General features: G+C 54.5%; 16 protein-coding genes (1 of these 16 running past the window's edge). 9 read left to right on the top strand and 7 right to left on the bottom strand.

The features are described from left to right. From AC2TF6_RS02050 to AC2TF6_RS02035, 4 genes are all read right to left on the bottom strand, one after another. A protein-coding gene (locus AC2TF6_RS02050) for a GNAT family N-acetyltransferase (RefSeq protein WP_491309768.1) crosses the window boundary here: on the bottom strand, positions 1–925 show its 5' portion. 35 nt of this gene lie to the left of the window's left edge; only the first 925 of its 960 coding nucleotides appear in the window; its start codon is at positions 923–925; its stop codon lies beyond the left edge, outside the window. Positions 926–943: 18 nt separating this feature from the next. Next, positions 944–1,615 carry a GNAT family N-acetyltransferase gene (locus tag AC2TF6_RS02045; RefSeq protein ID WP_491309767.1) on the bottom strand — a complete coding sequence of 224 codons (672 nt, stop codon included), beginning with the start codon at positions 1,613–1,615 and terminating at the stop codon, positions 944–946. A gap of 69 nt (positions 1,616–1,684) precedes the next feature. Next, positions 1,685–2,377, bottom strand: a complete 693-nt coding sequence (locus tag AC2TF6_RS02040; RefSeq protein ID WP_491309766.1) for a GNAT family N-acetyltransferase — start codon at positions 2,375–2,377, stop codon at positions 1,685–1,687. Positions 2,378–2,454: 77 nt separating this feature from the next. Continuing rightward, entirely contained in the window at positions 2,455–3,312 is an 858-nt protein-coding gene (locus AC2TF6_RS02035) for a carbon-nitrogen hydrolase family protein (protein WP_218230489.1), read from the bottom strand. 114 nt (positions 3,313–3,426) lie between these two features. Between AC2TF6_RS02035 and AC2TF6_RS02030 the strand changes: the two genes are divergently transcribed. From AC2TF6_RS02030 to AC2TF6_RS02020, 3 genes are all read left to right on the top strand, one after another. Continuing rightward, entirely contained in the window at positions 3,427–4,221 is a 795-nt protein-coding gene (locus AC2TF6_RS02030) for a class I SAM-dependent methyltransferase (protein ID WP_491309765.1), read from the top strand. A 312-nt stretch (positions 4,222–4,533) separates the two neighbouring features. Further along, on the top strand, positions 4,534–4,995 hold the full coding sequence (locus AC2TF6_RS02025; protein ID WP_369998209.1) for a MerR family transcriptional regulator: 462 nt from the start codon (positions 4,534–4,536) through the stop codon (positions 4,993–4,995). Positions 4,996–5,050: 55 nt separating this feature from the next. Then, on the top strand, positions 5,051–6,229 hold the full coding sequence (locus tag AC2TF6_RS02020) for an MFS transporter (RefSeq protein WP_491309764.1): 1,179 nt from the start codon (positions 5,051–5,053) through the stop codon (positions 6,227–6,229). Positions 6,230–6,362: 133 nt separating this feature from the next. On the opposite strand, the gene AC2TF6_RS02015 is transcribed toward AC2TF6_RS02020, so the two are convergent. The 3 genes from AC2TF6_RS02015 to AC2TF6_RS02005 are packed head-to-tail and all read right to left on the bottom strand — an operon-like array spanning position 6,363 to position 10,228. After that, entirely contained in the window at positions 6,363–7,976 is a 1,614-nt protein-coding gene (locus tag AC2TF6_RS02015; RefSeq protein ID WP_491309763.1) for a UDP-glucose--hexose-1-phosphate uridylyltransferase, read from the bottom strand. A 46-nt stretch (positions 7,977–8,022) separates the two neighbouring features. Next, positions 8,023–9,015, bottom strand: coding sequence for a UDP-glucose 4-epimerase GalE (gene galE / locus AC2TF6_RS02010; RefSeq protein WP_009675919.1), 993 nt, complete (start codon positions 9,013–9,015; stop codon positions 8,023–8,025). 37 nt (positions 9,016–9,052) lie between these two features. Next, positions 9,053–10,228, bottom strand: a complete 1,176-nt coding sequence (locus tag AC2TF6_RS02005) for a galactokinase (RefSeq protein ID WP_491309762.1) — start codon at positions 10,226–10,228, stop codon at positions 9,053–9,055. 298 nt (positions 10,229–10,526) lie between these two features. Here AC2TF6_RS02005 and AC2TF6_RS02000 point away from each other — a divergent pair, with 298 nt between their 5' ends. The 6 genes from AC2TF6_RS02000 (at position 10,527) to AC2TF6_RS01975 (ending at position 15,704) form a co-directional block, all read left to right on the top strand. After that, positions 10,527–11,387: a helix-turn-helix transcriptional regulator gene (locus AC2TF6_RS02000; protein WP_491309761.1), complete on the top strand. Its 861-nt coding sequence runs from the start codon at positions 10,527–10,529 to the stop codon at positions 11,385–11,387. A 131-nt stretch (positions 11,388–11,518) separates the two neighbouring features. Then, positions 11,519–12,295 (top strand): prolipoprotein diacylglyceryl transferase, encoded by a 777-nt coding sequence (locus AC2TF6_RS01995; protein ID WP_491309760.1) that lies wholly within the window; start codon positions 11,519–11,521, stop codon positions 12,293–12,295. A gap of 5 nt (positions 12,296–12,300) precedes the next feature. Further along, on the top strand, positions 12,301–13,713 hold the full coding sequence (locus tag AC2TF6_RS01990; RefSeq protein WP_491309759.1) for a radical SAM protein: 1,413 nt from the start codon (positions 12,301–12,303) through the stop codon (positions 13,711–13,713). Further along, positions 13,710–14,144, top strand: coding sequence for a hypothetical protein (locus tag AC2TF6_RS01985; protein WP_491309758.1), 435 nt, complete (start codon positions 13,710–13,712; stop codon positions 14,142–14,144). Before AC2TF6_RS01990 ends, AC2TF6_RS01985 begins: the two co-directional genes overlap by 4 nt. A 51-nt stretch (positions 14,145–14,195) precedes the next feature. Next, complete coding sequence (locus tag AC2TF6_RS01980; RefSeq protein WP_491309757.1) at positions 14,196–15,098, top strand: hypothetical protein; 903 nt, start codon at positions 14,196–14,198, stop codon at positions 15,096–15,098. Continuing rightward, the gene (locus tag AC2TF6_RS01975) at positions 15,099–15,704 is read left to right on the top strand and encodes a hypothetical protein (protein WP_491309756.1); all 606 of its coding nucleotides are present in this window, start codon (positions 15,099–15,101) and stop codon (positions 15,702–15,704) included. The last annotated feature ends 70 nt before the right edge of the window (positions 15,705–15,774 follow it).

Here is a 15,774-nt window from a genome sequence, read left to right as displayed (position 1 = left end):
AATAATCATTCGCATCCGTTACTTCAAAACCGCAGGACCGGTAAAGTCCCAACGCATGATCGTTAGCGGCGGCGACCTCCAGCTTGATGTTCTTGCAGCCCGGGCTTTGCCGAATATGACGGATCGTCCTGAACAGTACGGCTCTGCCATAGCCCCGTCCCCTCAGTTCGGGAGCAATGACGAAACCGATGATCATCGCCGTATCTCCCAGTAAGATCAAACCGATTTTACCAATAGGTTCTCCTCCCGCTTCGGCTATAAAGGTATGATTGTCATTATTTTTCGCAAGCGTAGACTCCACGTAGTAGGCGGCGTCTTCCCGCGTCATTTGAAATCCGTCCTGATTCAGACGGATCAAAAGTTCTTTGTCGGCAGGACCAGCGGGTCTGATTCCGACTTTATCCGCTCCGGTGGCGGGTTGAGGCCGTCCTTCATGAAGCAGTTCCATCACATATTCGGAATACGCGTAACCCGCGATCTTTTTTACAAAAGGGCCCGCACCGGACGACGATCTTGGCGCAATAAAGACGAGCTTGGGAATTCCGCGAGTTTCGGCTTCGCCCGCGGCAAGTTGAAGAAGATGCGTAAATAGGCCGCTCCTGCGGTAATCTGGATGGACCAGCCCGCTTATCTCGACTTCTGACGTCTGAAAGCTGTACAGGCCTAAATAACCGACGAGGCGGGGGCCGTCAAAGGCCGCAAAATCGTTGATCTCGTCCGCTGCCCGCTCTTTCAGCATATTTCTATTGAGCTTCACAGTGAACCGGTCGTGGCTTAGGCAAGTATCGGCCAGTGAATCCAGCTGGTTCAGATCATCTTGCGAAAGACCGCCTCTAACAGCCGCTATACGCAAACTTCCGCCGCTGTGAAGGGAATTGCTTGATTTTACACCGCCCGGTTGGGCTTGTTCCTGATTAAGAGTCATTTCGTCCTCGTTTCCCGCTTACAGGGGAAGAAGCGCCGTACGCTCCGATTTACGGAGACGCGAGATCATCTCCTGCCACGTCGGCGGTTTGTTTTCAAGCACAGAGTAGTATCGGGTCAGAAAATCGGCGATAAGAGAAGACGGCACGTATTCCGCATTCTCATCCGAAGGCATGAAGCACAGATCCAGTTCGCTTACGGCTTCTCCGTCGTTCTGCCAGGAGGGGTGAACGTAAGGAAAGTCCAGACGGCGGTAGCCTAAATGAGACAGAACCTCGCGGCGTACGAAAGGATCCATCGGCTTAACGCCGCCAAACGAATGATCTTCTACCCGGTAGGGATCGTAGATCTCGGCAAACATGCCGATCATAGGCTTCCCGCTTTGAGCGGCCAGATCAGCCAGGTCACGCTGACGTTTGCGGCTCAGGAATCTGCCGATGCCAAGGCCAGGCCGGCCGATAATGGTAAAGTCGGTCATCGCGATTCCCAGATCGGTGTAATAGCGGTACTCGGTCGCTCCTACAACTTCCCCTTCGTGAACGGCGACGAACACCCGGATGCCCGGATCTTCGAGCGGTTCCTTCCACAGGTCATAGTCAAGCACCTCTTCAGCGGGAAAAACGGTTTGCATGAGCTGATGCATTTTCGCAAATAAAGGGTTGTTGATATCGATAATACGTATGTATTCCATGGGCCTCATCCTCTCAAAGTGTTGTTGCTTAAAGCGTGACGGCCATCTCCAGAAAGAAGGAAGCGTCCTCTATAGAAAGGGGTTCCTCCACTCCATCAGCAGAGCGTGATTAAGGGACTCCTCGTCTTCCAGGTAATTGGGCAGCACGGCGACCGGCATCCGCCCGCACCGGAGCAGGAAGTTCAGAACCGGGTCGCGGAGCAGTCCCGCTACGACCGCATCGACATATTGATCGGCGGTCATTTTGCCGGCCTGGACCCCGTAACCGGGCATTCTTCCCCCGCCCAAAAGACGGCCAAGCCCCAGATGGACGACTGTCTCGTACATAGAGAACATGAGCCATTTGCCCAGCCCCAGCTTTCTGTACGCCGGCATCACGCAAACATCCACTACATAGAGGGAATCCCCCTCAGGATCGTGGTTGCGGACGTACCCTCCGTCCGTGACTTCTTCCCAGGTATGCTCCGGACGGAGGGGATCGAACCGGATGCGGAGCGCCGTCATGGAGCCGACGATTTTGCCTCCGACCTCCACGCAGAGAGCCCCCTCGGGAAATAACCGGACGTGGCTGCGGAGCTGTTCTTCGTTCCACCACAGTTCCTCGGGAAACGGAGGCGGAAAGCTTAGACGCTGCACTTCGATCAGAGCTTCGACATCCGCTTCCGAGTAGCTTCTGATCAGGGCGGGAACCGGTTTCTCGCCGTCGAAAACGTACATTTTCTTCATATACTTGGGTGATTCGGATTCTGGTGTCGCATTCATCTCGTTTCGGGCCCCGCTTCCGTCAAAATTCTAGTACCCGCTTCAACAATCCGCTGCCGGATTCAAACCACTCATCTTTATTTCCAATCGGTGTACAAATCGGTTCTGCGGTCGCGCCACGTGGTAACGGAACCTTTCTCCCGGACTTCTTCCAAAAGAGCCAGATCCAGATCGGCGGTAATGATCATATCGTCGTTGATTTCTCCTTCGGCCAGTATGCCGCGCGGTGGAAAGGGCACATCGTTTGGGGTAAGCACGGCGGCTTGTCCGAAATTCCCTCTCATAAAGTCAACGGTTGGAAGCGACCCTATCGTTCCGGTCACGACCACATAGATCTGATTCTCGATGGTACGGGCATGGCAGGAGTAGCGAACGCGGTGGAAGCCGTGACGATCGTCCGTGCAGGAAGGGCAGAAAATAACGTCGGCGCCGCGGGCTTTGGCCATACGGACGATTTCGGGAAACTCCATGTCGTAGCAGACGAGAATAGCAATGCGGCCCTTATCCGTATCGAATACTTGAAGAGCGTCACCGGCTCCCATGTTCCACTCTTTCACTTCCGTCGGGGTGATGTGCAGCTTCCTCTGCTCCCCCACCCTGCCATCCGGATAAAATAAAAACGCGGAGTTGTACAAGCGTCCGCCGTCTTCAATGATATGAGTGCCGCCGATGAGATGCATACCGGTCGACTTGGCGAGTCCCTTGAACAGCTCCATATATGAGTCGGTAAAGGAGGGCAGATCGTTGATCGTCAGCGCTCCCTCCCCAGGATTGCGAATGGACAACAGCTGGGTGGTAAAAAGCTCCGGAAAGAGCACGAAATCGGAATCGAATTCCTGCGCCGTTTTGACGTAATGCTCGACCTGATCCGCAAACTCCTGAAAGCTCGAAATGGTATGCAGATGATGCTGGACTGCGGAAACTCTGAATTTCAAAACGAACTCCTCCTTAGGCGGAAAAACTTGTCCGCAAACCCGTATGAACCGGATGGATTTGCCGATGATTTTATTATATGATGAATGATTGTGGAACAAAAGGAGGAATCCCCCGTGCAAAAACAATTCAGCGAACACAATCAGACGGCCTGGAACCAGCACGCTTACGAGGCCTGGCTGAACCGATTTGGAACCCCGGAGGAAGCAGCTGCGCTTATCGGCCGGAATCCGGAGGGGACCGTGCGGTCTTTCAGCCGTTTTCTCGGGGACCTCAGCGGAATTAAAGCCGTTAATCTGCTCGGCTCCCACGGCAGTAAAGCCTCAGCTCTCGCCCTGTTGGGAGCAAGCGAAGTCACGGTTGTAGATATCGCGGCGGAAAACGCCAAATACGGAACGGAACTGGCGGAAGCCGCCGGAGTACACGTCCGTTACGTCGTCTCCGATGTGCTGGAGCTTCCCGAAGAAGAGCTGACCGGCGACTATAGTCTCGCGCTTATGGAATTCGGCATTCTTCATTATTTCTTGGAGCTGAAGCCGCTATTCGACGTGGTGGTCAAACTGCTGGCTTCCGGCGGACGGTTGATCCTGCAGGATTTTCATCCCGTGACGACTAAATTGATCTCCTCCCGCGGTTCTACCGCCAAGGTCCGGAAACACAAAGTAACCGGCGATTATTTCGATACCTCTATAGAAGAGACGGATGTAGCCTACTCCAAATTCCTGCCGGGGCAGGACGAATCGACCTTAATCAAAGTACGGCACCGCAAATGGACGCTCGGGGAAATCGTTACGGCCGCCGCTTCTTCGGGATTGTTCATCGAGATTCTGGAGGAAGAGCCTAACCGGTCTTCGGATGTTTACGATAAAGGCATTCCGAAATCGTTCACTTTGGTGGCTAAAAAGCTCTAGTCGGCTTTAGTTCCCACGGTGGCTGCGGTATCCAGGGTTCATTGCAGGATCGGATAACGCGCTTTCTATAAAATCAGAACCGTCACAACAAGGGTTGTGGCGGTTTTTAGCTGTTTCGTAAAGCCGCGCCGATTTGGTTAGAAGAGCCGGGAAACGATATACTTATAGAGAAAAGTTAATGGACATGAGCCCCCGTTATTCAGGAGGGGATTCAGAAAGTGCAAGGAGATTTTCATCTACGGGGAAATAGTTAACGTTGACGTTAACGTTAATTAAGAGTAATCTTGATATTAGCGACTGGGAGTGGTAAACATGACACGGTTAAAAATTGATGATGTCGCCAAGGAGACGGGATTGACCAAGCGTACGATCCGATATTATGAAGAGATCGGCCTTCTGGAGCCGCCTACGCGCAGCGAGGGAGGCGTAAGGCTGTACACCCAGGAAAACGTAGATCGTCTGAAGAAAGTGCTGCTGGCTCGCGAAGTGCTCGGCTTTTCTTTGCAGGAGCTGCAGCATTTCCTGGCAATCGATACGCTGCTTGCTTCCTACCGCGAAGGTTCCGACGGCTACGCCGTCGAGCTGAAGAAGCAGGAGGAGCTCAAGCGCGTAGCCGACGGACTCGCCGAACAGGTGGATATGCTTGATCTCAAGATTCATAAGATGGAGGCGTTCCGAAAAGATATGGAAGAGCTGCTCTCCAAGGTGCGTGAAGCGATCGGCCAGCCTCAAACGGCGGCGTCCTCCGGCAAGACCTCGTCTTCCGGACAATAGCCGTGCTCGTGACACCCATTTCCCGGCCAGACTTGTGCGAGGGGTGCATATTTGTATGGATCAGGGAATAAAAAAGCAAACACGCGCACGTTACGTCACGGTGTTTGCAACTTTTCTTGCTTTTATGGGAATCGGGGTCGTCGATCCGATTCTTCCGATTATAGCCGAGAAAATCGGCGCGAATCCGGCGCAGATCGAGCTGCTTTTTACCGCCTACATCCTCACCATGGCGATTATGATGATTCCGTCCGGGCTTGCGGCGACCCGCTTCGGCGACAAAAAAATGATGGTTGCCGGCCTCGCCGTCGTGACCGTCTTCGCCTTTCTGTGCGGCGCATCCGGCGGCATTACCGAGCTAGCCTTGTTCCGGGCGGGCTGGGGCTTCGGGAATTCGATGTTCTTCGCCACCGCCATGACCCTGCTTATTGCCTTGACACCCTCGGCCAATACCGCCGTCGGCATGTATGAAGCGGCGATCGGCCTCGGAATGGCGGGCGGCCCGCTTGTCGGCGGACTGCTCGGCGGAATTTCCTGGCGGCTGCCTTTCATCGCGACAGGCTGTTTTGTGCTTATCGCGTTCCTGCTGGTGCTGTTCATGATTCAGGAGCCGGAGAAAAAATCCGCCCGCAAAGCGGCCGGGTTCAAGGAGCTTCTGCATCTGGCGACCCATAAGCCGTTCCTGCGTGTCGCAGGTTCCTCGATGTTCTATTATTACGGCTTCTTCGTCGTGTTGGCTTATTCGCCGCTGATGCTTCATATGTCGGCCATCCAGCTCGGCCTCGTTTTCTTCGGCTGGGGCCTCATGCTTGCTTACGGCTCCGCGAAGCTGGCTCACAATCTGGAGGAACGCTTCAAGCCTTCCCAAATCATTCCGTGGAGCTTGGGAGCGTTCTGCCTCATTCTGCTGCTGTTGTTCCTGGTTCACACCTTGTGGCTGCAGATTCTGCTGATTATCGTCATCGGCTTGTTCTGCGGATTGAACAATGCTTTGTTCACAAGCCACGTGATGGAGGTTTCTCCGTTCGAACGGAGCGTAACGTCCGGCGCCTACAATTTCGTGCGCTGGTTGGGTGCGGCCATCGCTCCGGTATTGTCGGGCTACATCGCTCACCACCTGTCGGCCCAGCTGCCTTTCGCCGTCGCGGCCGGCCTGGCGCTCATCGCGGTCATCGCGATGTCCGTCTGGCGCAGCCGTCCGGCCAAGGCAGGCGCAACCGGGCCGCAGGCCGGGTAAGTGCCCGCGGCGTATTGGTGCCCGCGGCGTATTGGTGCCCGCGGCGTATTGGTGCCCGCGGCGTATTGGTGCCCGCGGCGTATAAAAAACCTTTCGTTCTCCCCGCTGCGGGAGGACGAAAGGCTTTTTTGGCCTATTCGGCGGGTACGAAGCCGAGGCTGCCCAGGAAGCGGCCGAATGCCGCCTGACCGGCATCGGTCCGCTTGAACACGCCGGCATCTTCAAGCACCCGCTTGAATTTGCCGCCGATTTCACGCTGCAGGAGTTCGTGCGCCTCCTGCAGCGAAAGGGCCGTGCCGCCGGCGGCGACAAGCTCGCCGATCCAGGCGGCATGCTTCTCCAGCGGATGGCCCGCCTCCAGGCCGTCCGCGCCGTTCCATGCGGAGTCTCCGGTAAGGAACCCGGCGATTCCGCTGATTTCTTCCTGGAGACGGCCAGGAAGGACGGCCAGACCCATCACCTCGATCAAGCCGATGTTCTCCTTCTTGATGTGGTGAAGGTTGCGGTGCGGATGGAAGATGCCATCCGGGTGTTCTTCGCTCGTGCGGTTGTTGCGGAGCACGAGGTCCAGTTCGTACTGCCCGGACGCGTTGAACCGGGCGATCGGCGTGACGGTGTTATGGGGAACCCGTACACCGTCCGCTGTTTGCGTGAACGCCGCGATGTCCGCGGACGGATCGCTGTAGGCACGCCATGCGGCGAGCAGCATGTCGGCGGCGCGGAGGACGTCCTCGCGGCTGCTTCCCTCGAGCCGCAGGACCGACATCGGCCACCGGACGATGCCGACCGAGACGCCGGGGTAAGTATCCGAAGCGAATTTCCGCTCAACGGGAGCGAGCTCCATCGGAAATTTATGATTCCCGCCCTGAAAATGGTCGTGGCTCAGAATCGAACCCCCGACGATCGGCAGGTCCGCATTTGAGCCCACAAAATAATGCGGAATCTGTTCGATAAAATCAAACAGCCTGCGGAAAGTCCGCTCTGATATTTTCATCGGGACATGCTTTTCGTTCAAAACGATGCAGTGTTCGTTATAGTAGACGTAAGGGGAATATTGAAAACACCAAGCCTCCCCATCAATCGTAAGCGGAAGAATGCGCAGGTTCTGCCTGGCCGGATGATCCAGCCTGCCCGCATAGCCGACATTGTCCACGCACAGGAGACACTGGGGATATCCGCTTTGTTTGAGCGTCCGCAAAAGGGCGATCTCCTTCGGATCTTTCTCCGGTCTGGACAGATTGACGGTAATTTCGAGATTCCCGTATTCCGTCGGGGCCAACCAATACCCGTTTTTGCGTATCCGGTCCATACGAATGTAATTGCTATTTATGCAAAGTTCGTAAAACCAGTCCGCCGCCTTCCGCACTCCGTGTTCCTTTGTGATTTCCCCGAACTGCCGGACGACCTCGGACGGTCTCGGCATCAGCAGCCCCATCAAACGGGCATCAAAAAGATCCCGGTAAGTGGTCGTATCCTCTTCAAAACGTCCACGGATATAAGCGAAGTCGAGTAAAACTTCGAGCATTTCTCCAGGCTCCGCGGCCACCGTTTCGTCTTCCGCGTTTCCGTTCGCGCCTTGATACGGGTCAGGCAGACCCAGCGCGTCCAAAAGCGCGTTCCTCGCCGCACATACATCCAAGGCTCCGATCATTCCCTTCGCAAGGGCAAACGACACCAGGCGTTCGACGGCAAGCGCCGCCTGATCAGCCTGATTTTGTGCTTTCTCCCGTTCCAAGTCCGTATTCATTCCTTCACTCACTCCTTACGCCCGGCAGGCAGGTAATCTCCAGATGCTACTTCTTGTCCGCGTATCCCTCCGGATGCGCTTGATGCCATGCCCAGGCACTGGCGATAATCGCCTGGAGATTGTCCCGTTTGGGCTTCCAGCCCAAATCTTGACGGGCGCGGTCGGAAGAGGCGATAAGAACCGCGGGGTCTCCGGAACGGCGTGCTTCCACAACGGCCGGAATCGGATGACCCGTCACCTCGCGGGCGATATCGATCACTTCTTTTACGGAGAATCCGTTGCCGCTACCGAGATTGTACACGCCGCTCTCCCCGCCCTGGCGCAGCTTCTCTACGGCAAGCACGTGAGCGTCGGCCAGGTCGCTGACATGGATGTAATCGCGGATGCAGGTCCCGTCCGGCGTCGCATAGTCTTCTCCGAAGACGGAGATATGGCTCCGTTGTCCGAGCGCCACTTGAAGGATGAGCGGAACCAGATGCGTTTCCGGATGGTGGTCTTCCCCGATACGGCCGCTTTCATGCGCACCCGCCGCGTTGAAATAGCGCAGTGAAACGGATTTGATCCCGTGAGCGTGATCGAACCATTTGATCATTTTCTCCATGGACAATTTCGTTTCCCCGTAAGCGTTCGTCGGCTCGGTCCGGTCGGTTTCCAGAATCGGCGTGTTTTCGGGCTCGCCGTATGTTGCCGCCGTCGAAGAGAACACGATTCGTTTCACGTCGAATTTTTTCATTTTTTCCAGCAGGCAGAGAGTCCCGTAAACGTTATTGTGATAATATTTCGCCGGGTCCGTCATGCTTTCTCCGACTAGCGAGTTCGCTGCAAAATGGATAACCGCGTCGATCTCATTTTCCCGGAATACCGTGTCCAGAAACGCTTCGTCCCGCAGATCGCCTTCGTAAAGCTTGCCGCCCAATACCGCATCGCGATGACCTTGCTGGAGATTGTCGACAATCACAACCTCTTCTCCTCTAGCCAGCAGTTCCGCTACGGCGTGAGAACCGATGTATCCGGCCCCGCCTGTCACCATAATCGCCATTTTTTCCGCCTCCCGATAATTGTTTTCCCGCCGCTGCCTAGTCTTGTACGCTGCTCACGCCGTCCCCAATGCTGCAAACGTAGAAATCCGCCGTGAGTCCCGTTTGTTCTTTGTAGCTCGATCCGACCTTCTCACGAAATGCCTCAATGCTGTCCTCATGCACGAGAGAGACGGTACAGCCGCCGAATCCGGCTCCCGTCATCCGTGATCCGAGGACGCCCGGCACGGACAGTGCGGCTTCCACCATCACATCGAGTTCCCGGCACGTAACTTCGTAAAGATCGCGCAAAGATTCGTGAGATCCGGTCATCAGCCGTCCGAAGGCTTCCAGATCATTGGCTTTCAGCACATCTATGGATTTCAGCACGCGGTCGATTTCCTCCACAACATGCTGCGCTCTGCGCCGGACGATGTCATCCTTAATGGCATCTTTGTTCGCCTCGAACTGCTCCAGACTGATTTGGCCCAGAAGCGTCAAGTCCGGAAAGCGGGTTTGCAGGTCCCGCACGGCCTGCTCGCACTGGCTTCTTCGTTCGTTGTATGCCGAATCTACGAGTCCGCGGCGCTTGTTCGTATTGCCGATCACAAGCTTGTAGCTTCCGCTTTGAAAAGGCACGAGTTCATACTCCAAGGTATCGCACATGAGCAGAATCGCATGATCTTTGCGTCCGTTGGCAACGGCAAACTGGTCCATGATGCCGCAATTTACGCCCATAAACTCGTTTTCCGCTTTTTGGGCAAGCAGCGCCAGTTCCACCCGGTCTGCCGGATATCCCTCCGCTTCCAGCAATCCGTACCCTGTGACCACCTCAATAGAAGCTGAGGACGAAAGCCCCGCCCCGTTCGGAATTTCACCGTGATACAGCATATCGTAGCCGGACCGGGGACCTTGGCCTTTCTGCTGAAGCTGGGCGACGACGCCCTTCGGGTAGTTCATCCAGTCGTCTTCTTCCCGGTAAACGACATCGTCCAGGGAACAAGATCCTTTATGGGTGAAATTAGTGGAAGCCATGCGAAGCAGGCCTTCCTTATTTTTGCGCAAAAGAAGGGTAGTGCCGAAAGTCAGGGCAGCCGGAAAAACATAGCCCCCGTTGTAATCGGTATGTTCGCCTATCAGATTAACACGGCCGGGAGCATGGAAAACTGTGATATCCTTCTCAGCACCTCCGTACAGTTCGGTAAATTGTGTTTTAAGGAGATTAAGATCAGCCATCTCGGCACCGCCTTTAAGTAGAGTCATACTATTCTTGAATTGTTAACGGATTCTTGTTTCGTTCTTCTACCTCCAGTATAAGCGCGAACCATTTGAAGTCCTATGGAATGATGTAAGGATCATATGGAAAAATGTGATGTCGAAAGCGCGCAGGAGATGATAGGATAAAGGAAAAGCGGAGTCTGTACAAGTTCCGGCGAAGGCAAGCTTCTTGTCAGAAGGAGTACGAGAAATGAATTGCTTGTCCGGAGCCGTTTTTCCTTAACTCATTATCGCAAACAGGAGGATGCGAAGTCCAATGAAGCGAGAACCCACTTACTATGTCGTGTCCAACCCGGAGCCGCCGGAAGATACGGCCCTGCATATACTCTTCTCCGGGGAAAGCCAGACCAAACCGCTCCACCGCCTGGGCCCGAAGGTGTACGATTATTTCCTCATCCATACGGTTATCTCCGGAAGAGGGCGGTTCACGGCAGCAGGCCGGGAGCGGCTTCTGAGCCCCGGCGACAGCTTCTGCATCGCGCCGGAGCATCTCGTCGGCTATGAAGCCGACGAAGCCGATCCTTGGCGCTACTGCTGGCTCGCCGTCACCGGTGCGGAAGCGGCGGCCCACATGCGCAAGGCCGGCTTCACGCCGGAGCAGCCGGTTATTCACACGGCGCATGCGGGCAGCCGTGTTCCGGCGCTTTTCCGGCGCATGCAGCGCGCGCTGAGGCATAAGAGCGGCACGGCTTCGCTTCGTGCGCTCGGCTATCTTCATCTGCTGCTTGCCGAATATGCCGATGCGGCACGGCCGCCCTTACCCGAACCGGGTAAGGCGCATTCCCGCACGGAAGTGACGGTGCAGCAAATGCTGCATTATTTGTCCGCGCAGTATGCCGAGGACATCTCGATCGAGTCCATGGCGGAGACGCTCGGCTACAACCGGGCTTACCTGTCCCGGCTGTTCAAGGAGCACACAGGTCAGACGCCGGTGTCTTTCTTGTCCAAGCTCCGTGTCGATAAAGCCCGGCAGCTTCTGCGGGAGCGGCTGGAGCTGACGATCGAGCAGATTGCTTTTTCCGTGGGATTCCGTGACCCGCTTTACTTCTCCAAACAGTTCCGGAGATGGTACGGCCTTTCCCCGACGGACTACCGCAGCGATATGATACGTATGTAGTGGTGCGAAATTGGGCCTTTCCGCGGAAGTTCCGGGTTGGCCCCCGCTAGAATCGGCTCCCGATTCGATCCGACCCCCTCTCTTAATATTCGTGTGGTATAATTTACCTTAACTTTATCGAGGAGGAATCTATGACTTTTCCAGTTTATATTAACCTCGGTTTTATCCGGCTGCATCCCCATTTGGTTTTTGAAGCGCTTGCTTATTTTATCGGATTCCGGCTTTATCTCTATACCCGGAGCAAGGAAAAACTCCAGGCAAGTCAGGCCCTCTGGGTCCTCGTCGGCGCCACGCTAGGTGCCGCTGCCGGATCGAAGGTGCTTTACTGGCTGGAAGACCCCGCCTTGACCCTGCAGCGCTGGAACGACGTGTCGTATCTAATGGAAGGTAAAACCATTGTCGGAGGGCTCCTGGGAGGGCTAATCGGCGTGGAATGGACCAAAAAAAGAATCAGGCACACCCGTTCCACGGGAGATGATATGGCGCTGCCGCTCCTGGCAGGGATGATGATTGGAAGGATCGGCTGCTTTCTGACCGGTCTCGATGATCATACCTACGGAACCCCGACAGGCTGGGTAACAGGTGTCGACTTTGGCGATGGAATTCTCCGTCATCCGACTCAGCTTTACGAGATCGCCTTCCTGCTTCTTCTGAGCATCACGATCTTGGCGATGAAAAACCGTGCCAGTCACGGATCCGTTCCCCTGCCGGACGGGATGTCGTTCATTATTTTCATGGGGGGCTACCTTCTTTTCCGCCTGCTGATCGATTTTATCAAACCGACTCCCCACCCGTATGCCGGACTGAATAACATTCAGCTCGCCTGCATAGTGGGCCTGATCTATTACACCCTGCTTCTGTGGCGCAAGCTTTCCGCGAAACCTACCTTAATCGGGAAAGGAACCTGACTTCCATGCCTACCAAAAACCGTCCTTATTTGTTCTACGAACTCACCAACAGCATATGCTCCCAGTGTCTCCGTAAAGTGGAGGCGAAGGTCATTATTGAAGATGAGAACGTTTATCTGCTTAAATACTGCGGCCGGCACGGCCGGGAAAAGGTTCTGATCTCGGATGACGCGGAGTATTACAAACGGTGCCGCGAATTTTTGAAACCCGCTGAAATGCCCCAGCACTGGAACACTCCGATCCGTTACGGATGTCCGTACGATTGCGGGCTTTGCCCGGATCATGAACAGCACAGCTGCCTGACGCTCCTTGAAATTACGGACAAATGCAACTTGCAGTGTCCGATCTGCTACGCCGAATCTTCTCCGAAACGGGAGACTTGGCGTTCTCTGGAACAGATCGAAACCATGCTTAACGCTATCGTACGCAACGAAGAAGAACCGGATATCGTGCAGATTAGCGGCGGCGAACCGACGATCCATCCCCAATTTTTCGAAATTCTCGATCTGGCCAAAACGAAACCCATTAAACACCTTATGGTAAACACCAACGGACTGAGAATCGCCCAGGACCGGGAGTTCGTGCGGAAGCTGGCCCAGTATATGCCGGGATTCGAGCTGTACCTCCAGTTTGACAGCTTTGAGGAAGAGGCTCTCCGCGAACTCCGCGGGGTAGATCTGCGTGATGTGCGCCGGCGTGCGATCGAACATCTCAATGAATTTAATATCTCGACCACCCTCGTAGTCACTCTGAAAAAAGGACTCAACGACTCCGAGGTCGGCGATATTATCCGTTACGGGTTACAGCAGCGCGCGGTCCGGGGCGTAACGTTCCAGCCGGTTCAAGTGGCCGGCCGCACCGAGGCGTTCGATCCGGCCAAAGACCGGCTGACACTCAGCGAAGTGCGCCGGATGATTATCGAACAATCCGGTATTTTTCAGCCGGAAGATATTATACCGGTTCCTTGTCACCCGGATTGCTTAGCGATGGGTTATGCTTTGAAGCTGGGAGGACAGGCCATACCGCTAACCGGGATGATCGACCCTCAAATTTTGCTGGAAGGCGGGCGCAATACGATCGTATTCGAGCAGGATCAGACGTTAAAGGATCAAGTCTTCGACCTTTTCTCGACCGCCCATTCTCCCGAGTCGTCGGCGCTTTCGCTGAAAAATCTGCTCTGCTGCCTGCCATCCGTCGCCGTACCGGAGCATATCGGGTATGACAATGTGTTCCGCGTGCTGATTATGCAGTTCCTGGACCCTTACAATTTCGATGTCCGTTCCGTAAAAAAATCATGTGTGCATATCGCCCATCCCGATGGAAGAATCATTCCCTTCGATACGTATAATTTATTTTACCGTGACGGCCGTGAAGCACTGTTGGAGGAGCTGCGCGCGGAGACAGGAGGGCTCGCATGAGCGATTATAAAAACGATCCGGCCAAGAACGGTACGCCATCGGAGGCGGGAACTTCGCCCAAATCCGGAACGGAAAAAGAAACGGAATCAACAACGAATTCCGAACCTGGGGATCGCGCAGCGGATACTGGCTTCGAACCAACTTCCTCTCCACCTTCTCATGAACATGGCGGGTCCGACCGGCCCCGTCGTCCGTGGAAAGGACTCGATGTGTGGAAAGGAATCGGCTGGGTGGCGCTCGGCCATCTCTTATGGCTCTTTGCCATTCCGATGTACCTGGGGATCGGCATCGTTCAAATGATCTATGTGTTGCCGCTTCTCCTTATTTTCGGCAAACGGACAGCCGTCGTTCAGGGGATTCTTATAGGAGCGGGAATAACGTTTCTTTTGAATGCCGCTTGCTTCGGTTATGTCATGTTTAGTTTGGGCTGATCCTCTAATAGAAGTGAGGAATAGAGAAACTGCCGGAATGGAGGCCGCTAGGTGAAAAAAAGTCCGTTGGTGATCGTCTTTCTTCTGGCTTTGGTCAGCTGGGCCGGAAACCTATGGGTTTACGAAAAAAATCAGCTGCCGGAGCCTGTTTTTCTTTCGCATTTTATTGATCTCCCCCTTGAACGGGGAACCAGCTTTAAACTCTCCTATCTGGAGAATCACAGAGGTCTTCACATTGTAAACGTAGAGGTTCCGGAACTGCCCCATGCTTCCATCAATTTTCTAAATAAAAACCGGTATACTTATCAAAATTATCAATCAGTTCTGATCGCTCTAGAACAGCAGGTCCAGGAAACAGACCCGTCTGCGGCCCCTTTGCAAATCAAGCAGGTTCGCGCCTGGCTGAGTAACGGAAGCTCGCGAATGTTGGATATCGGTCACGTTACCCTCACGCCAACAGGTGAAAATCCCGACAAACGCTCCTTGTTCGATTTTTCAAGCGGCGGCTCATCAAATCAGAACGCCGGGTATGCTCTTGCGGCGACCAAGGAAGATCTGATACTGACAGGGATTGAAAACCCTTATCCGGTTCAGAGCTCCCCGCGAATGAATTTGTATATCGATACTCTCTCTTTGGAACAGGAACCTGGTTATTTGACCTCTCTCCGATCCGGAGATAAGGTGGAGGGGCTGCCCGCCGAGAACATTTCATTTCCTTTAACCATAAAAAAGGGAAGCTACGTGCGCTTATCTTACCGTTTCGAAGACGCAAACACAGATACATCGGAACATAAAGGCACAAAAGAATTTAATCAGATCGAAGAAGCCGTACGGCTCAAAGCGCAGGCTCCCGACGGCTTTAAAGACGACATGGCCGTACATATACGCTTTGAGTCCGATCTACGCGCTTCAGACATCCAAGAGATCGTTCAAGCCAGAAGGGAGCTGCCTTAGTTGAGCCGCCTATATTTTCGGATCTCGTGGGGATTGACCCTGGTTTTCCTTCATTTTCGCATTCAATCCGTGGATCTGCTTCCGGATTTCATCGGATTTTGGATGGCCGCTTCCGCACTCGGCGAGCTGGGAAAGCAGGAGCAAGCGTTCCGGATAGCGCGCCGGTTCGCTATTCCGCTTATTTTTTTATCGCTGCCTAGCGAAATCAACCTCGGCGGGGCTCCGGTTGCAGACCAACCATTTTCTTTCTTCTGGTTCTCCCTTGGACTGGTCAACACGGCGCTTTTGCTCGCCTTCATCTATTATCTTTGTACCGGCATTATTTCTGCCGCTGCCCGCAGCAGCCTTCCCGAGCTGGCACAAAGCGCCCATATCCGCAGGTCCGTCTTTTTAGCGGTTACAGGCGCCACGCTTATACTAAGTCCTCTGGCATTAAATATGCCGGAAGCCTGGCAATATCTCCTGATTGCATTAGGTATAATCGGATTTTTGTCGGGGATCTCTATTATTCTGCTGCTGCGCAGGGCAGGCCAACTGTTGGGACCACTGAAACCAGACCCTGTTTTACGAGAAAGTATACTTAGCGGCGAAGACAAAAATACGTAAAACGGGGACCTCTTCCCCATTAGCCCAGCCAAGTTAACTGAGCACAACTGCTCCTGCTGCTCTTACCCGC

Source organism: Paenibacillus sp. JNUCC 35 (assembly GCF_058269095.1).
Note: the sequence above shows the minus strand (reverse complement) of the source record. Positions and strands in the feature narration are given on the sequence as shown.